The following is a 17,977-nucleotide window of genomic DNA, read 5'->3' on the forward strand; positions in this document are numbered from 1 at the left end:
GGCTGCAACGATGGCGTCGGCAGCCTGAGCGCCGGAAACTGCTGCGAGAGCAGCAGCGGAGCCGAGAAGAAGGCTTTTGATAGTCATTCGATCGATCTCTCTAATGGTTATCAAGGTCAACAAGGCCCGCCCCTGGTGTCCCCCAGAGATTTATCGGTTACCTCGCTCGCGCTGCTACGAAATGAACCACTGCGATGACTCGCAGCGGGCAGCGGCGACACCGCTATCACAAAAAACAAGACAGTTACGCAACAAACGCGTTTCGAGCGTTTGTGAACAGCTATTACTATAAACTGTTGCACTTCGGCAACTATCATATATTTCTAAAATAAGTTTATCTTACAAATGATAGTAATGAATCCGAATTATATTAAAAGCGAAGCCTTTATATGACAAAATGCTCTCATAAAAACTTCACAGTTTGCACGTTGACGTCTTGATTTTGTTATTTTACGTAGAGCCGGCCTTTGAGAAGAGAGGCTTCCGGTGAAAGCGCCGTCAACTATCAACAGTTGGCGGCGCAATTATTTTTTAGGGGTATACACGGAGGCTTTGGGCTTCTCTTTCGCTCAGAAGTGAGCCTTCGAAGATCTACTGCGTCGCCACCGGCGGCTCGGCGTTTCGCCTTACGACCTTGCCTTCCTCAGCCTTGTAGAAAAACTGACTTGAGACGAGCCAGCCCTTCAGGGGGCGAAGCGGCGGAATGCAGGTCAGCAGCATGAAGGGCCCGGTCACCAGTAGGTGTATCCAGAGCGGTGCGCTGTATTGAACTTCCAGCCAGACGCCTAGGAAAACACTCGGTACGCAGGCAAAGCAGATGACGAAGAAAGCGGGGCCATCGGCCGGATCGGCAAAGGAATAATCCAGGCCACAGACTTCGCATTCCTTGCGCATCTTCAGGAAGCCGTTGAACAGGTGCCCTTGCCCGCAGCGCGGGCAGCGGCCGCGCAAGCCAGTCTGCATGGGCGGGATCGGCGGCCAATCACTATCGGAAGACATGTTTGTTCCTTTCAGGCGTTCCGGTTGGCGCTGGAGTTTTGCGCCGAGATTGCCTGGATATGCGGCCGCTTCTTCTTCTTGGGCCGCATCAGGCTCGCCAAGATTAGGCGCCGAAAAACATACATTGTCAATTTATTGTATGCATACATGTCTGCGACAATTTCGCCCGCCGACCATTTACACCACGAAGCTTGAGGCGGCGGGGGGCTGGCCGATGAGGTCGTTGATGACAAGAAGACTGCGTCGCAGCTCCGCGTGGCCGGCAGCGGCGCCGAGGCCGAGGCGGACGGCTTCCGGTGGCGCGCCGAGCGCAAAGGCGTCGCTTGCAACGACGCTGATGCCGGCCGCCTGCAATCGCGCGCTCAGTTCGCCGCGTGTCCAGGGAGGCGGCAGGTGCAGCCAGGCGTGAAAGGCGTGCGGATGCGTTTGTGCGACGCCGGCTGGAAGAAGCTCGGAGACAATGCGCTGTCGCGCCGCCGTCTCGCTGCGTATGGCTGCGAGCACGGCGTCAGCCGTCCCGTCCTCGATCCAGCGCGTGGCGATAGCGGCCGCAAGAGGGGACGCCATGCCGACAGTGGCGCGGATCGCGCCTTCGACGCGGACCGAGCTTCGGCTGTCCGGCACGACAAGATAGGCGATGCGCAAGGCCGGCGACAGGCATTTCGCAAGGCCGCCGACATAGTAGACGAGGTCAGGCGCCAGCGCCGCCAACGGGCGCGGCGTCGAAACGGGAAGGGCGCCATAGGCATCGTCTTCGATGATCGCTACGTCGTGCCGCCGGGCAATTGTGACGATCGCCTGGCGCCGTTCGAGCGAAAGTGTCGTTGTCGTGGGATTGTGAAGCGTCGGATTACAATAGAGCGCTTTCGGCGTTTCCTTCGCGCAGAGTTCTTCGAATGCTTCGGGCAGGAGGCCCTCTCGATCCATGGCGAGGCCGTGCAGTCTGATGCCGAGATGTGCTGCGAGCGCGCGGAGGCCGGGGTAGGTGATTGCCTCGGCGCAAATCATGTCACCGGCCTTGGTCAGGCTGCCAAGCGTGGCAAGCAGAGCCCCTTGCGCGCCAGCGGCAATCAGAACGCGCTCAGCCGGAACCTCGCCCAGCCTGGGTTTCAGCCATGCGGCGCCTGCAGCACGGTTGTGCAGGGTGCCGCCCGGCGGCTGGTATCGCATCAGGAGTTCGAGCCCATGCTCGGCCTGCAGCGCCGCCATGTCGTCCCAGAGCCGAGCGGCGAGCATCGGGTCGTCGAACAACGGCGGCAGGTTCATGCTCATGTCGATGAGGCCGCCTGCCGGCGTACGGCCGGTTCGGATGCGTCGCGTTTTCACGTAGGTGCCCTGGCCGACCCGGCCCTCGACGAGGCCGCGATGCCGGGCTTCGTTATAGGCGCGACTGACGGTGGTGAAGTCGATCCCCAGCGCCTCGGCAAGCGTGCGCTGCGGCGGCAGACGCATCCCCTCGGAAAGGCGCCCTTCGCTGATATCGGCAGCGATGGCGTCGGCGATCGCGAGATAAAGCGGTCCATCCGATTTACGGATTACCGGTTGCCACGAAATTCCCAAGCGCACGTCCGTCATCGCGATTACCTCATGCTAATTGTATGGATATTGCATGGTTATCCGATTGAGGGCAAGTGTTAACAGTGGGAATGCAGCGGCGCGCCCGCGACCAAGCGTCGCCTAGCGTGTCACGCTTGCCGTTGCCAGCAACGCGCCGAAGCCGACGAGCAGGGCGCCGAAGGTGCGATCGATCCAACGGCGAAGCGCGATAAGACGAAGCCGTACCGTGCCGGAGGAAAAGAACAGGGCAACGATTGCGAACCAGATCAGATGTGCGGCAGAGATAAACGCGCCGTAACCCATCTGGACGGGCAGAGCCGTGGTCGGCCCGACGACTTGCATGAACAGGCTGACGACAAAGATCGTCGTTTTGGGGTTGAGCGCGTTGGTGCGAAACCCCACACGCTGCGCACCGATGTCGGAGAGGGCGGGATGTGCGGCCAAGCCCGTCGTTTCGGCTGGCTTGGTGCGTAGCATCCTGATGCCAAGCCAGATCAGATAGGCGGCGCCGACGAACTTCAGAACTGTGAAGAGAAATAGCGACTGGCGAATCAAGAGGCCGACGCCGAGCAGAGTGTAGGCGACATGGACCCAGACGCCGGCGGCGATACCGAGCGCCGTCAGGACGCCGGCCCGCCGCGACAAAAGCAGGCTGTTGCGTGTCACCATCGCGAAATCCGGTCCCGGACTGATGACGGCAAAGATTGTAATGGTTACTACAGCTAACAGTTCAGTCATTGTCTTTCCCGTTCGTCTCTTTCATTAATGTCTAAATAGCTTGATCGATGAGAAGCGACTAACGATGAGTTCTGACCATTTTGGTGAGCTACACTCACAGATGTCGGCGACGCGGCTTCCGCCGCTGGCGGCGCTGCGCTGTTTCGAGGCGGCGGCCAGACTCGAGAGCTTCAGTCGCGCCGCGGACGCGCTCCATCTGACGCACGGCGCGATCAGTCGCGCGGTCCGGCTTATCGAAGACGAACTCGGCGTGGCGCTGTTCGAGCGCCGCAGCCGGCGTGTCTTCCTGACAGAAGCCGGGAGAAAGCTGGCGGCGGCCGTGCGCGCAGGTTTCGGTCTGGTGGAGAGTGCCGTCCGGGAGATCAGGGACGTGGCGCGAACGCCGGCGCTGGTGGTGTCCTGCGAGCCGACCCTTTTGATGCGCTGGCTGATACCGCGCCTTCCTGACTTCCAGGCGCGGCATCCGGAGGTGTCTATCCACCTCGTTGCCGGAGGTGGGCCGGTGTCCTTGGGCCGTGGCATCGATCTGGCGATCCGACGCGATGATTTTCCTCGAGCGGGCGGCACTCATGCCGTGCCGCTCTTTCCGGAGCGAATAGGTCCGGTCTGCCGAACGGACAAAATCGCCGTGTTTTTTAACGAGGCTGAGGGCGGCTCTTCGCCTCAATTGCGCAACGACGCGGTCCCCTTGCATACGCGAACGCGGCCAAATGCGTGGGAGACCTGGGGGACGACGGCAGACCGCGCCGCACCCGAACAGCGCGGCCAAGTCTTCGAGCATTTCTATATCAGCCTTCAGGCGGCCATCGCCGGGATCGGCGTGGCGATCGGGCCTTGGCAACTCGTCCGCGACGATATCGACAATGGCATCCTGGCCGCGCCATGCGGATTTATCGAAGACGGTACGGCCTATCATCTGCTGTCGCCGTCAGCGATCGGCGACCATGGACCAAGCGCGGCGTTGCGTGACTGGCTGCTGGCCGTATCGATCTGAAACGGACCGTTTTCATTTCTGTCATTTGCATAAAGGCGAGCAACGTCATACGTTTAACGAACACGCGCGCATGACCGGCGATGCCAGTCGGCGGAAAGGCGCGCGAAGCACCTGATATGCAATCGATTCGACCCTCGGGTCCTGGAGCGGCGCCATGAACATCCTCAAAATCAATCTCGGCCAGGAGCGCGGTACGCTGCGCCCGGCTAGCGCAAAGGCATCGAGGATCGTGGCCGACGTCATGAAGGCACTGGTCGTTCCGGCGGCGGCTATAGGCCTAGTGGCGTTCGCAGCGCCGTCGATGGCGCATGCCGCCAGTTGCAAGGATTCCGCATCGCCTGGAGCCGATTGGACCGACTGCAACAAGAAAGCGCTTATGCTCGGCGGCAGCGACCTTCAGGGGGCCAATCTCGTCAACACCGACTTCACCTTGACGGATCTGCGCGGTGCGAACCTGACAGAAGCCAATCTGGAAAAGGCAACTCTGGTTCGATCCTCGATTGCGGGGGCTACCGCGAATGGCGCGAACTTCTCCAAAATCGAAGCCTATCGGTGCAATTTCGCAGGCGTCTCCGCCGAGAAGGCATCGTTCGTCAATTCCGAGCTGCAGCGGGCCAATTTCAGCGGTGCCCGCCTGACGGGGGCAAGCTTTGAGAAGGCCGAACTCGGCCGGGCGAATTTCGACAAGGCGGAGCTCACCGGAACCCGGTTTACCCATGCCAACCTTTCGCGCGCGGACCTGACCAGCACGAGTTTTTCCGGCCCGATCGATTTCCAGGGGGCGTTCATGTTCCTGACACGTATCGAGGGCGTCGACCTGTCCGAGGCAACCGGACTTGAACAGGAGCAGGTCGACATGACTTGCGGTGACAGCTCGACCAAGCTTCCCGCCGGCATGAGCACGCCGGCGGGCTGGCCCTGCGCCAGCGACTGATAGCCGTCACAAAGCCGCGGCCCAATCGGTCGTTATGCCAAATGCCGCTTTGCGGCAATCGCAAGGCATTCCTTGAAGGCTTGCAGGTCGGTCAGGCGATCGGCCTCAGGCACTTCGCGCTGGACGAGCCTGCCTTCCCTTCGCAGAACGCCGCCATCGAGCATCAGGTTGTCGGCCATATCGAAGTCTTCGATGCTGAGCCCGTCCGGACCGGCCATGCGGCCGTCGAGGCGCAAGCCGGCCTTGCCGCCGTAGTGGTCGTGCAAGATGCGCTCGTAGTAGCTGCGGGAGGTGTTCGTATAGGCATAGACGTGCTTGCTGTGACCGCACATGAAGCCGAGTTCGAAGACCGTGCCGACATCGGCGCTGATGCCGCGAAACGGTGTCAGGTTGGCGATGATCATGTCGGCGGCAAGCATCATGCCTTCGTCGACGGCGTAGATCGCAAGGCCGCGCTGATGCTTGGTCGGAGCCGGCGGAATCTCGAGATCGCCGGGCACGAGCGGTGTGAACCCGGCTGCACGCGCCAACTCTGCCTTCAATTTCTGAATCTCCGCCGCATTGGGCAGAAACACTTCCGGGCCAGCGAGATAGACTTTCACGCGCATTTCTCCTCACATTTTCGAGCGGCCAATCTAGGAGAGCTGCAGCGCCGAGCCTAGCCATGGACTTCAGCTTGCCCACGGTTTTTTGGAGCGTGGGAAGCAGGTATGCTGGCTGAGCGCATTGCCGCACCGGTGGAGACGCCCGTGGCTCGCCATGTGCCACCTTCGGTCAATTCCGGAGATTTGCGCATGCCACGCGGGCGAGCTGGTCATGCGGACGTGTCAAAATCTGCAGCCGATGTCAGCGGGGGCTGCGATCGCAACCGCCGCCACCGGCGCGCGCACCATCCCACGGGAAGGCTCGCAGGTCGTTGGTGGCTCGGTCTCCGCCACGTTCACATGCGGAAACACTCCTAAATACGGGTGTTTCCTAACGAATCCTGTTTGCACGCAGGCATGCCAGAATGCCCGCCGCCGGTTTGCAAGGGCGCTTCTCCGGTTTCGATTCGCTCCATGGTTGCCGCTTCCCCCTTATTTTTCCCATGCCCTGGTCCGCAGGTGGGCCGCCGTTTTCACCGCCGTATGCGACTTTAAACAATCATGCATACAAAATTGTCGACAAAATAGTTGACATTGTCGCCGACAGCTTCAAATCTAGGGCAACTTGCTCACGAGTGGGTGAGGGCGCCTGCATATGGCGACTGATGAGAAAACAGAGGGAACGACATGAAACTGAGAAAGCATCTCCTCGCGGGGTTGGCATTTGCCTTTCTCGCATCCTCGGCCTCCGCCGAAACGCTGCGTTGGGGTAGCCCGCGGGATATCTTCTCGCTCGACCCCTATTCCTATGGCAGCACCTCGAACCTGGCCTTCCTCAACCACGTGTACGAAGGCCTGACCCGCTATACGCCGGAGTTCAAGGTCGAGCCGGCCCTCGCCACGAGCTGGGAGATGGTCAAGGACAAGGTCTGGCGCTTCCATCTGCGCAAGGGCGTAAAGTTCCAAAACGGCGCCGAGTTCAACGCTGACGACGTCGTCGCCTCCATGGCCCGCGTCAGCCATCCGACCTCGCCGCTTCGCGGCAACATTCCGGCCTATGTCTCGACCACCAAGGTCGACGATTACACGGTCGACATCGAAGTCAATTCGCCGAACCCGCTGTTCCTCAACGACATGACCAACATCTTCATGTTCGACAAGGACTGGCTGGTCGACAACAAGTCCGAGCTGCCGACCGATGTCGGCGCCAAGGTCGAAGGCTACGCCACCTACAACACCAACGGCACCGGCCCGTTCAAGGTCGAATCGCGCGTGCCCGACAGCAAGACCGTTCTCATCAAGAACGACGGCTGGTGGGATACGCCGAAGCACAATCTCGACCGCATCGAATTCATGCCGATTACCTCGGCCGCAACCCGCGTTGCAGCGCTGCTTTCGGGCGAAATCGATCTGACCGATGGTGCGCCGGTGCAGGATCTTGAGCGCCTAAAGAGCTCGCCGGACATCAAGGTCATCGAGCGCACGGACCTGCGCACCGTGCACATGGTCTTCAACCGCCACGAGACCTTCGCCGACGGTCGTGAAAACTTCTTCAACAACATCAAGGTGCGCCAGGCGATTGACCATGCCATCGACCGCCAACTGATCTTCAAGCGCGTGATGCGCGGCAAGTCGCATGTCGCCGGCACCATGGTTGCTCCGGAAATCCCGGGCTACAGCGCCGAACTCGATGTGCCGACCGCCTATGATCCGGAACTCTCCAAGAAGCTGCTCGAAGAGGCAGGCGCCGTCGGCAAGGAGTTCACGCTCGTCTGCATGAACGACGAAAGCGTCAACGAGGAAGACGTCTGCAGCGCACTGGTCTCTATGCTGTCGCGCGTCGGCCTGAAGCCAACCCTCGACATCGGTCCGCGCGCCGTGCAGGCGCCGAAGCGCGCCGGCGGCAAGTCCGACGCCTACATGATCGGCTGGGCCAACGAGCCGACGCTCGATGCCTATTCGATCCTGGTTCAGGTTCTCTCGACCCGTGAAGGCGCGGCCGGCGTCGCCAACTATGGCGGCTGGTCCTATCCGGAACTCGACGCGATGGTGAAGAAGGCCGCGCTCGAGATGGATCACGACAAGCGTCTGGCGATCGAAACCGAGGCGCTGAAGTTCGCCAAGGATGAGGTCATCATGATCCCGTTGCATCAGCAGCCGATGGCCTGGGCAATGTCGAAGAACGTCACGGATGTGACCATTCGGGCCGACAACAAGCCGCGTCACTGGCTGACCCGTATCGGCGATTGAGTTTTCTTGCCCCGGCAGAGCGTGCTTTGCCGGGGCTCCTCATTCAGCGAGAAACCCAATGATTGTCTTTCTCATCAAGCGGCTGGCCAATGCCGTGCTGGTCATGCTCGCCGTCGCGCTGCTCGCCTTCCTGATCTTCCGCTTCGCCGGCGATCCGGTCGAGTTGATGGCCAACGAGCAGATGTCGCAGGCCGACCGTATCGAGCTGCGCGAAAAGCTCGGGCTCAACGATTCGTTCCTCACCCAGTTCGGCCGCTTCGTCGGCAATGCCGCCCAGGGCGATTTCGGCATCAGCTACCGCAACGGCCAGGACGTGATGAAGCTCATTGCCGAGCGCTTCCCGGCAACGATGGAACTGGCGCTGGTCGCAACCGTCCTGTCGCTCCTGATCGGTCTTCCACTTGGTGTCCTGACCGCTATCCACCGAGGGCGATGGTATTCCGAGGGGTTGCAGTTCGTCAGTATCATCGGCGTCTCCTTGCCGAGCTTCGTCGTCGGTATCCTTCTGATCCTCGTCTTCGCCGTAACGCTCGGCCTCGTACCTGCTTTCGGGCGCGGCGATGTGGTGCAGCTCGGCTGGTGGAGCACCGGCCTGTTGACGTCGTCGGGCCGCGCATCGCTGCTTCTGCCGTCGCTCGCACTCGCACTCTACCAGATCACTCTGGTCATGCGTCTGGTGCGCGCAGAAATGATGGAAGTGCTGCGCTCGGACTTCATCAAGTTCGCACGCGCCCGTGGCGTGCCGCGGTGGCGGATCTATTTCCGACATGCGCTCAGGAACTGTCTGATGCCGGTTGTCACCATGACGGCGATGAACTTCGGCTCGCTGATCGCCTTCGCGCTGATCACCGAAACCGTGTTCCAGTGGCCGGGCATGGGCATGCTCTTCATCCAGGCGGTCACCTTCCTCGATATGCCGGTCATGGCGGGCTATCTCTGCATCGTCTCCTTCATCTTCGTCACGCTCAATACGCTCGTCGATATCGCCTATGCGGTCATCGATCCGCGGTTGCGCGATGCAACCCGCTGAGGTCGTTGCCATGACAGATCACGTCCAGCAAACCACACCTGCGCGCAAGCCTTCGCGGCTTGCCCGCTGGCGCCAGAGCGATCTCTGGTGGTCCTTCACCCACAAGCCTTCGGCAATCATCGGCGCGATCATCCTTACGTTCCTGATCGTGACCGCCTTTGCAGCACCTTTGATTGCGCCGCAGAACCCCTTCGATCCGGCCCAGCTCGAGCTCTGGAACTCCGAGCTGCCGCCGATCTGGGAGGCCGACGGCCAATGGCCTTACGTGCTCGGCACCGACACACAAGGGCGCGACATGCTCTCGGCCATTCTCTATGGCTCGCGCATCTCGATCCTGATCGGCGTCGCCTCGGTCGTGCTTTCGCTCGCCGTCGGCCTTAGCCTCGGCCTCGTTGCCGGCTATTTCGGCCGCTTCATCGACAACTTCCTGATGCGCATCGGCGACGTGCTTCTGTCGATCCCGACGATCCTGATCGCCATTCTCGTCAGTGCCGTCGCGCGCCAGATGCTGCCGCCGGAACTGCGGGACGTCGGCTCTGCCGCCGTTCTGGTGCTGGCGATCACGCTCAGCGCCTGGGTGCAATATGCCCGTACCGTGCGCGCCCAGACGATCGTCGAGCGCGGCAAGGAATATGTTCAGGCGGCGCGTCTTCTGAAAACTCCAGCGCGGCGCATCATGCTGAAGCACATCCTGCCGAACACGCTGACGCCGATCATGGTCGCTGCGACCCTCAACTTCGGCATGGCGATCCTGACGGAAGCGACGCTTTCGTTCCTGGGTATCGGCATGCCGCCGAGCCAGCCGAGCCTTGGAACGCTGATCCGTCTCGGCAACCAGTTCCTGTTTTCGGGCGTATGGTGGGTGGTGCTCTTCCCCGTCGTCCAGCTTTGCCTTCTCGTGGTTTCGGTCAACCTTCTCGGTGACTGGCTGCGCGATGCGCTCAATCCGAAATTGAGGTGAATGATGTCCAATCTCCTGATCCGTAACGTCAGGCCCAACGCCGGCGAAGCGACTGACATCCTGGTGCGCGACGGCAAGATCGCCGCCTTCGGCAAGGGCCTCGCCGCCGATGGCGTGGCCGTGGAAGACGGCAACGGTCATATCGTGATCTCCGGTCTGATCGAGGCGCATACCCATCTCGACAAGTCGGTCTGGGGCATGCCCTGGCACGTCAACGCCAAGACCGCAACGCTGCGCGAACGCATCGATTTCGAACGCGAAAAGCGGCTGGAAATCGACATCGACCCGCACCGTCAGTCCATGCGCCAGGCGATCATGCTCGCTGCCAATGGCGCAAGCCACATCCGCAGCCATGTCGACATCGACACCACCCATGGCCTTCGGCTGATGGAAGGCATCATCGAGACCCGCCAGGTGCTGAAAGATGTCATCGATATCGAGGTCGTCGCATTCCCGCAGTCGGGCCTCGTCACGCGGCCCGGCACTGTCGAGTTGCTCGACAAGGCTCTGAGCAATGGCGCGGAAGTCCTTGGCGGCATTGACCCCTGTGGCATCGACCGCGACCCGAAGGGCCATCTCGACGCGATCTTCGGCCTTGCCGAAAAACATGGAAAGCCGATCGACATTCACCTGCATGAGCAGGGCGAACTCGGCGCCTTCAGCATGGAGATGATGTTCGAGCGCATCCGCGCGCTCGGCATGCAGGGCAAAGTCGCAATCAGCCACGCCTTTGCGCTCGGCGCACCGGATTATCTGCGCGTCGGCGGTCTCATCGAACAGATCGCCGAACTCGATATCCGTATCGTCACGACAGGCTCTCCGTCTTCGACCGTGCCTTCGATCCTGCGTCTGAAGGATGCCGGAGTGAAGGTTGCTGCCGGCTGCGACGGTATCCGCGACACCTGGGGTCCGTGGGGCCAACCCGACATGATGGATCGCGCCCGCATCCTCGGCATGAAGAACGGCCTGCGCCGCGACGTCGATCTCGAACATGCGCTTTACGTCTGCTCCAAGGGCGGCGCCGACGTCATGGATATCAAGGGATATGGCCTCGATGTTGGCTGCGATGCCGATTTCACCCTGCTCACCGGCGAGACCCTGGCGCATGCCGTCGTCGACGTCGCGCCGCGGCCGCTGGTCGTCAAGCGTGGCCGCGTCGTCGCCCGCAACGGCGTTGCGGAGGTGGCGATCCCATGACCAACATCAAGGATTTGACGCTCGGTGAGCGCGCCGAAGGACGCACGCTTCTGACAGCGCAATGGGTGCTCGGGCACCGCGACGGTTCGCACCGGCTGATCCCGAACGGCGAAGTCGTCATCGAGGGCGGCACGCTGCTCTATGTCGGCCCACGTTTCGAAGGAGAGGTGGCACGCCGCATCGATCTAGGCGCAGCCATGATCAACCCCGGGCTCATCGACCTCGATGCGCTGTCTGATCTCGACACGACGATCCTTGCGATCGATCATCAGCCCGGTTGGGCCAAGGGTCGCGTCTGGCCGCTGAGCTACATCGAGCGCGGCCCCTATGAGATGTACACGCAGGAGGAGCTGGCGTTCCAGAAGCGCTTCGCCTTCGCGCAGCTTCTCTTGAATGGCATCACCACCGCAGCGCCGATCGCCTCGCTTTTCTATCGCGAATGGGGCGAGACCGTTGCTGAATTCGCCGCCGCATCCGACGCCGCAGGTGACCTGGGTCTTCGCGTTTATCTGAGCCCGGCCTATCGCGCCGGCGGCATGATGGTGACGGCGCCGGGTCAGCTCGAAGCGATCTTCGACGAGGCAAGGGGTCTGAAGGGCCTTGACGACGCGATTGGCTTCATCCGTGACCATGAAGGTCGCCATGGTGGCCTGGTGAAGGGCCTGCTGGCTCCCGACCGGGTGGAAACCTGCACCGAGAAACTGCTGGTGCGCACCGCCGATGCGGCGCGCGACCTCAATTGCCCGATCCGGCTTCATGCTGCGCAGGGCACGATGGAGGTCGACACCGTCCGCCGCCTGCATGGCAAGACGGCGCCGGAATGGCTGGCGAGCTTCGGTTTCTTGAGCGACCGGCTGATTGCGCCGCATGCGACCCAGGCGACCGACAACGATCTGCGTCTCTATGCCGAAAACGGCGTGAGTATCGTGCACTGCCCGCTGGTTTCGGCCCGCGGCGGCAGCACGCTCAACTCGTTCCGCTCGGTCAAGGCCCGCGGCGTCAATATTGCCATGGGCACCGATACGACGCCGCCGGACATGCTGATGAACCTACTCGTCGGCCTGATCGCTGCCCGCGTCGTCGAAGGCGACCCGTCAGCCGTCAGTTGCGCCGATCTCTTTGACGCTGCGACACTTGGCGGCGCCAAGGCCCTCGGTCGCTCGGATCTCGGTCGCCTGGAAGCGGGCGCCCGTGCCGATATTGCCGTGTTCGATCTCATGGACCATCACATGGCGCCGGCGATCGATCCGATCACGACGCTCGTCGTCGGTGGTTCCGGACGCGTCACCAAGGCGGTCTTCGTCGATGGCCGTCTGTCGATGCGAGATGGCGAGGTGGCAGGCTTCGACATGAACGCGGCACGCGCGCAGGCACAGGTCCAGTTCGATGGCCTGATTGCCAAGTATCCGGAGCGGAGCTTCGGTCACCCGCCTGTCAGCGAGATCTTCCCGCCGAGCTACCCATTGGAGGTGCAGCGATGACTGAACATACCTCATCGGCCGTGCTCGACGTGCGCGGTCTCTGCGTCGAATTCCCTGGCCGCCATGGAACGGTGCAGGCGCTATCCGACGTTTCGCTCAGCATTCGCCCCGGCGAAATTCTTGGCGTCGTTGGTGAATCCGGCGCCGGGAAGTCGATGACCGGTCTTGCCGTCCAGGGTCTTCTGGAGCCGCCTGGCCGCATTTCCGGCGGCGAGGTCTGGGTCGGCGGCCGCCGCATCGACCAGCTCGACGACAAGCAGATGCAGCAGGTGCGCGGCCGTCAGATCGGTGCGATCTTCCAGGATCCGTTGACCTCGCTGAACCCGCTCTTCACCGTCGGGGCGCAGCTTGTTGAGACCATCCGCCTTCACCTGAAGCTTTCCAAGGCCGATGCCAAGGCGCGGGCCATCCAGCTCCTGAAGGAAGTTGGCATTCCGGCGCCCGAGGCACGCTATGACCACTATCCGCATCAGTTCTCGGGTGGCATGCGCCAGCGCGTCGTCATTGCCCTGGCACTTGCCGCGGAACCGAAGCTGATCATCGCCGACGAACCGACGACGGCGCTCGACGTCTCGATCCAAGCGCAGATCACCTCGCTGCTTCGCCGTCTTTGCGATGATCACGGAACGGCGGTCATGCTCGTCACCCACGACATGGGCGTGATTGCCGAGACGGCCGATCGCGTCGCGGTCATGTATGCCGGGCGGCTCGTCGAAATCGGCCCGGTCGCCGAGGTGCTGAAAAACGCCCGTCATCCCTATACGCGGGGCCTGATGGGCTCGATCCCGGCGCTTGGCCGCCGCGTCGAGCGGCTGAACCAGATCGACGGTTCCATGCCGCGGCTGAACGCGATCCCCGCCGGCTGCGCCTTCAACCCGCGCTGCCCGGATGCCGGGCCGCGTTGCCGCAAGGATCGGCCCGAACCGGCGCCAGTCGGGACCGGCGTCGCCGCATGCTGGCTCAATGCAGGAGGAGTGCTATGAGTGATGCCCTGACGGTCAACGACCTGACCTGCAATTTCGACGTTTCGGCACCCTGGCTGAACCGCGTCATCGAGCGCAAACCGCGGCAGTTCGTGCGCGCCGTGGACGACATCAGCTTCAGCGTGCCCATGGGCGGCTGTCTGAGCCTCGTCGGCGAATCTGGCTGCGGCAAGTCGACGGTGGCGCGGCTGGTCACAGGTCTTTATCGCGCCAGCGAAGGCGAGGTGCGGTTTGCACCGAGCAAGAACGGCGAGCCGCTCTCGGCCCAAATGATCTTCCAGGATCCCTATGCAAGCCTCAATCCGCGCTGGCGGGTGCGCAACATCATCGCCGAACCGCTGCGCGAGTTGAAGCTGCGCAACTCCGAAGCCGAGATCATGGACCGGGTCGGCGAACTGCTGACGATCGTCGGCCTTGCGCCCTCGGACGGTGCCAAGTTCCCGCACGAGTTTTCGGGAGGCCAGCGCCAGCGTATCTCGATTGCCCGCGCGCTTGCCGGCGAGCCGGAGTTCCTCGTCTGCGACGAGCCGACCTCGGCGCTCGACGTGTCGGTCCAGGCGCAGATCCTCAACCTCATGCGCAAGCTGCAGGACGAGATGGGGCTGACCTATCTGTTCATCAGCCACGACATGAGCGTGGTTCGCCACATGTCGGACCGGATCGCCGTGATGTATCTCGGACGCATCGTCGAGGAGGCCGACACCGAGACGCTCTTTGCCAATCCGAGGCATCCCTATACCCAGCTGCTGCTGGAGACGATCCCGGATATTACCCATCCAAAGCGCGGGCGCAGCATTGCGGCGAGCGAAGTGCCGAGCCCGCTGAACCCGCCGTCCGGCTGTACCTTCCATCCGCGTTGCCCGTTTGCAGACCAGCGCTGCAAGAGCGAGCGGCCGGAGATGCGCAGCTTCGCTGACGGCTCGCGTGCCGCCTGCCACCGAATCGAAGAAACTGTGAAGGCGATCAACGCAGCGTAACGCCCACCTCTTTCCCTGAAGACTAGGGCTCCGTGTCGTACCAGTCGCGGAGCCTCTTTTTTTGCCGCCGGCGATTTTCAGTATTTGCGCCAAGCAGTTCGCATGCCCCTTTCGCATCGCTGTCGTGGGGCAAGTGCTAGGCTGCTAACCGGAATTCAACGAAATAGACCGATGACCATTCCCGGGCTCCAACACTCACGTTAGGGTAGGGGCCAATGGTCGGACCGCTTCCCGCTCGGGACATCCGGCCGGGATCGAAATGCGTTGATTTGAAGAGTTGGCTTATGAACACGACCTCCGACACCGATTTCCCCGTCCTCAATGCCGTTGAAGCCCGCGTTCTCGGATGCCTGATCGAGAAGAAGGAAACGACGCCCGACGTCTATCCGCTGACGCTCAATTCGGCGTATTCGGCTGCCAACCAGAAAACGGCGCGCGATCCCGTCATGGCGCTCGAGCAGGTCGAGATCCACCGCGCTCTCTCGTCTCTGGGGCAGAAGGGGTTGGTCCGGCAAGCATTTGCCTCGCGGGTCGAGCGCTACGAGCACCTCGCAGCCAACCGCTTCTCGCTGACGTCGCCGCAGATCGTCGTGCTCGGCCTGCTTCTTCTGCGCGGCCCGCAGACGGCCTACGAGCTTTGGGCGCGCAGCGAGCGCATGGCGCGGTTCTCGTCGATCGAGGAGCTGAAGGACAATCTGGATCTGATGATGGGCCGCCGGCCGCCGCTCATCGTTCAACTGAATCGGGGTGCCGGCCAGCGCGAAGACCGCTTCGCGCATCTCTTGTGTGGTGAAGTCGAGCAGCCTGCCGAAAGGGCGGCCGTGTCGTCGGCGCCGAGCGGTTCGGCCCTATCGGCTCTCGAAGAACGACTGGAAGCGCTTGAGCGGAAGGTGGCGACGCTCGAGGAGCAGCTTGACGCCCTGACGCGCTGACAGCACGGCGCCGAAAACAAAATGTCCCGGGCGCCATGTGCGCCCGATGACATATTCGGATGCGCTCAGCTGGCGTCGACCAGCCGGCAGGCCGGCGCTTCCTTGGCGCGCGGATAGTCGTACGCACCGACCTTCGAGGTGGCATAACCGCCCCCGACGAGCGCCTCGGCAAGCTTCACGGCTGCCGTCACGCCGTCGATCACAGGCATGCCGGTACGCGCCTTCAGGCGGTCGCAGAGCTCAGACATACCGGCACAGCCGAGGATGATCGCTTCGGCGCCATCCTCCTGACGTGCTTTCAGGATCTCCTGAACCAGCATCTCCTCGGTGTGGGCCAGATCCTCCTCCAGCGCCAGCACGGGCATGTCGACCGATCGCACCTTTCGGCAGCGATGGCCGGCACCGTAGGCCTCGGCGAGGTCCTCGATGATCGGCACGGAGCGGGGCAGGGTGGTGATGATCGTAAAGCGGGTCGCAATGTTCATCGCCACCTGCACGGCCGCCTGACAGATGCCGATGACAGGACCGCGAGCGATCTCGCGTGCAGCGCCAAGTCCGGGATCGTCGAAGCAGGCGATTACATAGGCATCGATGCCGCGCGCTTCGCCTTTGCGGATTTCCGCAAGCATCGCTGGCACAGCCATCGCTTCGTCGGCATGGCCTTCGATGCTGGCTGGGCTCGATGTCGGGTTGATCGATTCGAGCTGGGTGTCGGCTGCAGCGACGCGCTCGGCGCTGCGATGCGCCTGTTCGGTCATCGAGCGGGTGGAGTTCGGATTGATCAGCAGGATACGCATGGATCAGCTCGTCTTCCGCATGGCGTTTGCAGGGGGGGCATAGGCGGTAATGTCGGGCGTCGGCATGACGAACTGACGATCCGATGTGATGTAGTTGTTGGCGTGCAGCCGTGCGATCGGCTGGTATTGGGACGGGTCGACGTAGCGGCCTTCCTCGTCGAGGCAGTCCTTACGCACGTGCATATGCACGACCTCGCCGAGAACGATGACGCGGCGGTCATATTCGATCAGCCGCTCAACGCGGCATTCCATCGAGCAGGGTGACTCGACGATACGTCGGGCGCTGACCTTGAGGCCGTCAGCCGCCGTCAGTCCGGCGATTGCCACTTCGTCGACATCCGGCTCGAAGGACAGGCCGCAGACCAGCATCTGGTCGGCGATCGCCATGTCCACCATGTTGACGACGAACTCGTTGGTGCGCCGGATATTGGCGACCGTGTCCTTCTCTTCCCCGTTCGGGCGGGTCTGGATACCGAGAATGACGATCGGCGGGTCGTGCGAGAAGACATTGAAAAAGCTCATCGGCGCGGCATTGTCCTGTCCGCTCGGCGAGAGCGTCGAGACCAGCGCGATCGGTCGCGGACCGATGAAGTTCGTCAGCAGGCGGTAACGGTCCTGGGCCGGCAGTTCTGTGAAATCGAAGTCCATCGGAGCTCTCAATTGGCGCCGCGGCCCGGTCTATTTGCCGGTCGCACGGTCGTGTTTAAGCGGTTGCCATTGCACATCAAGTTGCGGTACACAATATTGTCTACAATTTTGTAGTCAATATCTAACTGCAGCGGATGGAATTGACTTTGAGCGCCGCACGGCGAGAGTAAGCGAACGGCTAAGGGAGATTTCATGTATAACGCGGACGAAGTCGCCGGTGCTCCGACGGCGATCATTTGCGAGAAGATCTGGCTTGCGATTGCAGAGCGTCGGCTACGGCCGGGAACGCGATTGAAAGAAGAACAACTTGCCGAAATATTCTCCGTCAGCAGGGCTCGCATCCGCCAGGCACTGACCGCGCTCGAGCGCGATGGCCTGGTGACGATCATGCCGAACCGGGGCGCCTTCGTCTCCGAGCCTTCGGTAGACGAGGCACGCGATGTCTTCGTTGCCCGCAGGGCGATCGAACAGCGGGTCGTCGAGCGGCTTTGCGAGCGCGCCAATCCCAAGGATATCGTCCGGTTGCGCGCCCATATCGAAGAGGAGCGCATTGCCGGCCGATCCGGCAATCTCTCTGATATCGTTCGGCTTTCCGGTGGTTTCCACCTGTTGCTCGCGGAGCTTTCGGGGTCTGCCTTCCTCTTCGGTATCCTGCGCGACCTCGTGTCCCGGACATCCCTGATCACCGCAATGTACCGGTCGAACCACCTGCACAATTGCGGACCGGACGAACATCTGGCCGTGGTCGAGTACATCGCGTCACGCGACGTCGCGAGCGCGATCAAGGAAATGGCCGAGCACCTGAACCACGTCGAAGCGGAGCTGGACCTGGATGAGGAGAAAGACCAGCCCCGCGATCTTCGCACCGCATTGCTTTGATGCGGCGCGCGCGACCCATTGCACCGCACTTTAGAG

The 17,977-nt window shown here is 62.1% G+C and carries 17 protein-coding genes and 1 pseudogene; 11 read left to right on the forward strand and 7 right to left on the reverse strand.

What is annotated here, in order from left to right; genetic code table 11:
- The 4 genes and pseudogenes from ASE71_RS37135 to ASE71_RS25920 all read right to left on the reverse strand — a co-directional run.
- A pseudogene (locus ASE71_RS37135) lies at positions 1-87 on the reverse strand (porin); the annotation flags it as partial.
- 504 nt (positions 88-591) lie between these two features.
- The gene (locus tag ASE71_RS25910; RefSeq protein ID WP_060521096.1) at positions 592-999 is read right to left on the reverse strand and encodes a DUF983 domain-containing protein; all 408 of its coding nucleotides are present in this window, start codon (positions 997-999) and stop codon (positions 592-594) included.
- Positions 1,000-1,176: 177 nt separating this feature from the next.
- Entirely contained in the window at positions 1,177-2,574 is a 1,398-nt protein-coding gene (locus tag ASE71_RS25915) for a PLP-dependent aminotransferase family protein (RefSeq protein WP_060521097.1), read from the reverse strand.
- A gap of 102 nt (positions 2,575-2,676) precedes the next feature.
- The gene (locus tag ASE71_RS25920) at positions 2,677-3,294 is read right to left on the reverse strand and encodes a LysE family transporter (protein WP_060521098.1); all 618 of its coding nucleotides are present in this window, start codon (positions 3,292-3,294) and stop codon (positions 2,677-2,679) included.
- A 40-nt stretch (positions 3,295-3,334) separates the two neighbouring features.
- On the opposite strand from ASE71_RS25920, the gene ASE71_RS25925 reads away from it, so the two are divergent.
- Positions 3,335-4,288: a LysR family transcriptional regulator gene (locus ASE71_RS25925; protein ID WP_244496940.1), complete on the forward strand. Its 954-nt coding sequence runs from the start codon at positions 3,335-3,337 to the stop codon at positions 4,286-4,288.
- Between the two features lie 241 nt (positions 4,289-4,529).
- On the forward strand, positions 4,530-5,222 hold the full coding sequence (locus ASE71_RS25930) for a pentapeptide repeat-containing protein (protein ID WP_034798066.1): 693 nt from the start codon (positions 4,530-4,532) through the stop codon (positions 5,220-5,222).
- A 32-nt stretch (positions 5,223-5,254) separates the two neighbouring features.
- Here the strand turns inward: ASE71_RS25930 and ASE71_RS25935 are convergent, their stop codons facing one another.
- Positions 5,255-5,830 carry a nucleoside 2-deoxyribosyltransferase gene (locus tag ASE71_RS25935; RefSeq protein WP_060521100.1) on the reverse strand — a complete coding sequence of 192 codons (576 nt, stop codon included), beginning with the start codon at positions 5,828-5,830 and terminating at the stop codon, positions 5,255-5,257.
- A 663-nt stretch (positions 5,831-6,493) separates the two neighbouring features.
- On the opposite strand from ASE71_RS25935, the gene ASE71_RS25940 reads away from it, so the two are divergent.
- From ASE71_RS25940 to ASE71_RS25975, 8 genes are all read left to right on the forward strand, one after another.
- Positions 6,494-8,056, forward strand: a complete 1,563-nt coding sequence (locus ASE71_RS25940) for an ABC transporter substrate-binding protein (RefSeq protein WP_060539346.1) — start codon at positions 6,494-6,496, stop codon at positions 8,054-8,056.
- A gap of 58 nt (positions 8,057-8,114) precedes the next feature.
- Positions 8,115-9,086, forward strand: a complete 972-nt coding sequence (locus ASE71_RS25945) for an ABC transporter permease (protein ID WP_034797927.1) — start codon at positions 8,115-8,117, stop codon at positions 9,084-9,086.
- A gap of 10 nt (positions 9,087-9,096) precedes the next feature.
- The gene (locus tag ASE71_RS25950; RefSeq protein WP_043621313.1) at positions 9,097-10,047 is read left to right on the forward strand and encodes an ABC transporter permease; all 951 of its coding nucleotides are present in this window, start codon (positions 9,097-9,099) and stop codon (positions 10,045-10,047) included.
- A gap of 3 nt (positions 10,048-10,050) precedes the next feature.
- The gene (locus ASE71_RS25955) at positions 10,051-11,244 is read left to right on the forward strand and encodes an amidohydrolase family protein (RefSeq protein ID WP_060521321.1); all 1,194 of its coding nucleotides are present in this window, start codon (positions 10,051-10,053) and stop codon (positions 11,242-11,244) included.
- Positions 11,241-12,725, forward strand: coding sequence for an amidohydrolase family protein (locus tag ASE71_RS25960; RefSeq protein ID WP_060521101.1), 1,485 nt, complete (start codon positions 11,241-11,243; stop codon positions 12,723-12,725). The genes ASE71_RS25955 and ASE71_RS25960 overlap by 4 nt, the downstream gene beginning before the upstream one ends.
- A complete protein-coding gene (locus ASE71_RS25965; RefSeq protein WP_034797922.1) occupies positions 12,722-13,708 on the forward strand; it encodes an ABC transporter ATP-binding protein in 987 nt (328 codons plus the stop codon). The genes ASE71_RS25960 and ASE71_RS25965 overlap by 4 nt, the downstream gene beginning before the upstream one ends.
- Positions 13,705-14,685 carry an ABC transporter ATP-binding protein gene (locus ASE71_RS25970; RefSeq protein ID WP_234798773.1) on the forward strand — a complete coding sequence of 327 codons (981 nt, stop codon included), beginning with the start codon at positions 13,705-13,707 and terminating at the stop codon, positions 14,683-14,685. The genes ASE71_RS25965 and ASE71_RS25970 overlap by 4 nt, the downstream gene beginning before the upstream one ends.
- 284 nt (positions 14,686-14,969) lie before the next feature.
- Positions 14,970-15,617 (forward strand): YceH family protein, encoded by a 648-nt coding sequence (locus ASE71_RS25975; RefSeq protein ID WP_060521102.1) that lies wholly within the window; start codon positions 14,970-14,972, stop codon positions 15,615-15,617.
- A gap of 65 nt (positions 15,618-15,682) precedes the next feature.
- On the opposite strand, the gene ASE71_RS25980 is transcribed toward ASE71_RS25975, so the two are convergent.
- Together ASE71_RS25980 and ASE71_RS25985 are read right to left on the reverse strand one after the other, a co-directional pair.
- On the reverse strand, positions 15,683-16,414 hold the full coding sequence (locus tag ASE71_RS25980; RefSeq protein WP_060521103.1) for an aspartate/glutamate racemase family protein: 732 nt from the start codon (positions 16,412-16,414) through the stop codon (positions 15,683-15,685).
- Between the two features lie 3 nt (positions 16,415-16,417).
- Positions 16,418-17,062, reverse strand: a complete 645-nt coding sequence (locus ASE71_RS25985) for a flavin reductase family protein (RefSeq protein WP_060521104.1) — start codon at positions 17,060-17,062, stop codon at positions 16,418-16,420.
- A 192-nt stretch (positions 17,063-17,254) separates the two neighbouring features.
- On the opposite strand from ASE71_RS25985, the gene ASE71_RS25990 reads away from it, so the two are divergent.
- Positions 17,255-17,941, forward strand: a complete 687-nt coding sequence (locus tag ASE71_RS25990) for a GntR family transcriptional regulator (RefSeq protein ID WP_060521105.1) — start codon at positions 17,255-17,257, stop codon at positions 17,939-17,941.
- The last annotated feature ends 36 nt before the right edge of the window (positions 17,942-17,977 follow it).

The sequence above is a fragment of the Ensifer sp. Root954 genome (assembly GCF_001429005.1).
Taxonomy (GTDB): Bacteria; Pseudomonadota; Alphaproteobacteria; order Rhizobiales; family Rhizobiaceae; genus Ensifer; species Ensifer adhaerens.

Excerpts from the sequence above, each read along its gene's own strand:
- ASE71_RS25975 (WP_060521102.1), top strand. The coding sequence starts at position 14,970 with ATGAACACGACCTCCGACACCGATTTCCCCGTCCTCAATGCCGTTGAA.
- ASE71_RS25945 (WP_034797927.1), top strand. The coding sequence starts at position 8,115 with ATGATTGTCTTTCTCATCAAGCGGCTGGCCAATGCCGTGCTGGTCATG.
- ASE71_RS25950 (WP_043621313.1), top strand. The coding sequence starts at position 9,097 with ATGACAGATCACGTCCAGCAAACCACACCTGCGCGCAAGCCTTCGCGG.
- ASE71_RS25965 (WP_034797922.1), top strand. The coding sequence starts at position 12,722 with ATGACTGAACATACCTCATCGGCCGTGCTCGACGTGCGCGGTCTCTGC.
- ASE71_RS25955 (WP_060521321.1), top strand. The coding sequence starts at position 10,051 with ATGTCCAATCTCCTGATCCGTAACGTCAGGCCCAACGCCGGCGAAGCG.
- ASE71_RS25940 (WP_060539346.1), top strand. The coding sequence starts at position 6,494 with ATGAAACTGAGAAAGCATCTCCTCGCGGGGTTGGCATTTGCCTTTCTC.
- ASE71_RS25990 (WP_060521105.1), top strand. The coding sequence starts at position 17,255 with ATGTATAACGCGGACGAAGTCGCCGGTGCTCCGACGGCGATCATTTGC.
- ASE71_RS25930 (WP_034798066.1), top strand. The coding sequence starts at position 4,530 with ATGAAGGCACTGGTCGTTCCGGCGGCGGCTATAGGCCTAGTGGCGTTC.
- ASE71_RS25910 (WP_060521096.1), bottom strand. The coding sequence starts at position 999 with ATGTCTTCCGATAGTGATTGGCCGCCGATCCCGCCCATGCAGACTGGC.
- ASE71_RS25970 (WP_234798773.1), top strand. The coding sequence starts at position 13,705 with ATGAGTGATGCCCTGACGGTCAACGACCTGACCTGCAATTTCGACGTT.
- ASE71_RS25985 (WP_060521104.1), bottom strand. The coding sequence starts at position 17,062 with ATGGACTTCGATTTCACAGAACTGCCGGCCCAGGACCGTTACCGCCTG.
- ASE71_RS25980 (WP_060521103.1), bottom strand. The coding sequence starts at position 16,414 with ATGCGTATCCTGCTGATCAATCCGAACTCCACCCGCTCGATGACCGAA.
- ASE71_RS25935 (WP_060521100.1), bottom strand. The coding sequence starts at position 5,830 with ATGCGCGTGAAAGTCTATCTCGCTGGCCCGGAAGTGTTTCTGCCCAAT.
- ASE71_RS25920 (WP_060521098.1), bottom strand. The coding sequence starts at position 3,294 with ATGACTGAACTGTTAGCTGTAGTAACCATTACAATCTTTGCCGTCATC.
- ASE71_RS25915 (WP_060521097.1), bottom strand. The coding sequence starts at position 2,574 with ATGACGGACGTGCGCTTGGGAATTTCGTGGCAACCGGTAATCCGTAAA.
- ASE71_RS25960 (WP_060521101.1), top strand. The coding sequence starts at position 11,241 with ATGACCAACATCAAGGATTTGACGCTCGGTGAGCGCGCCGAAGGACGC.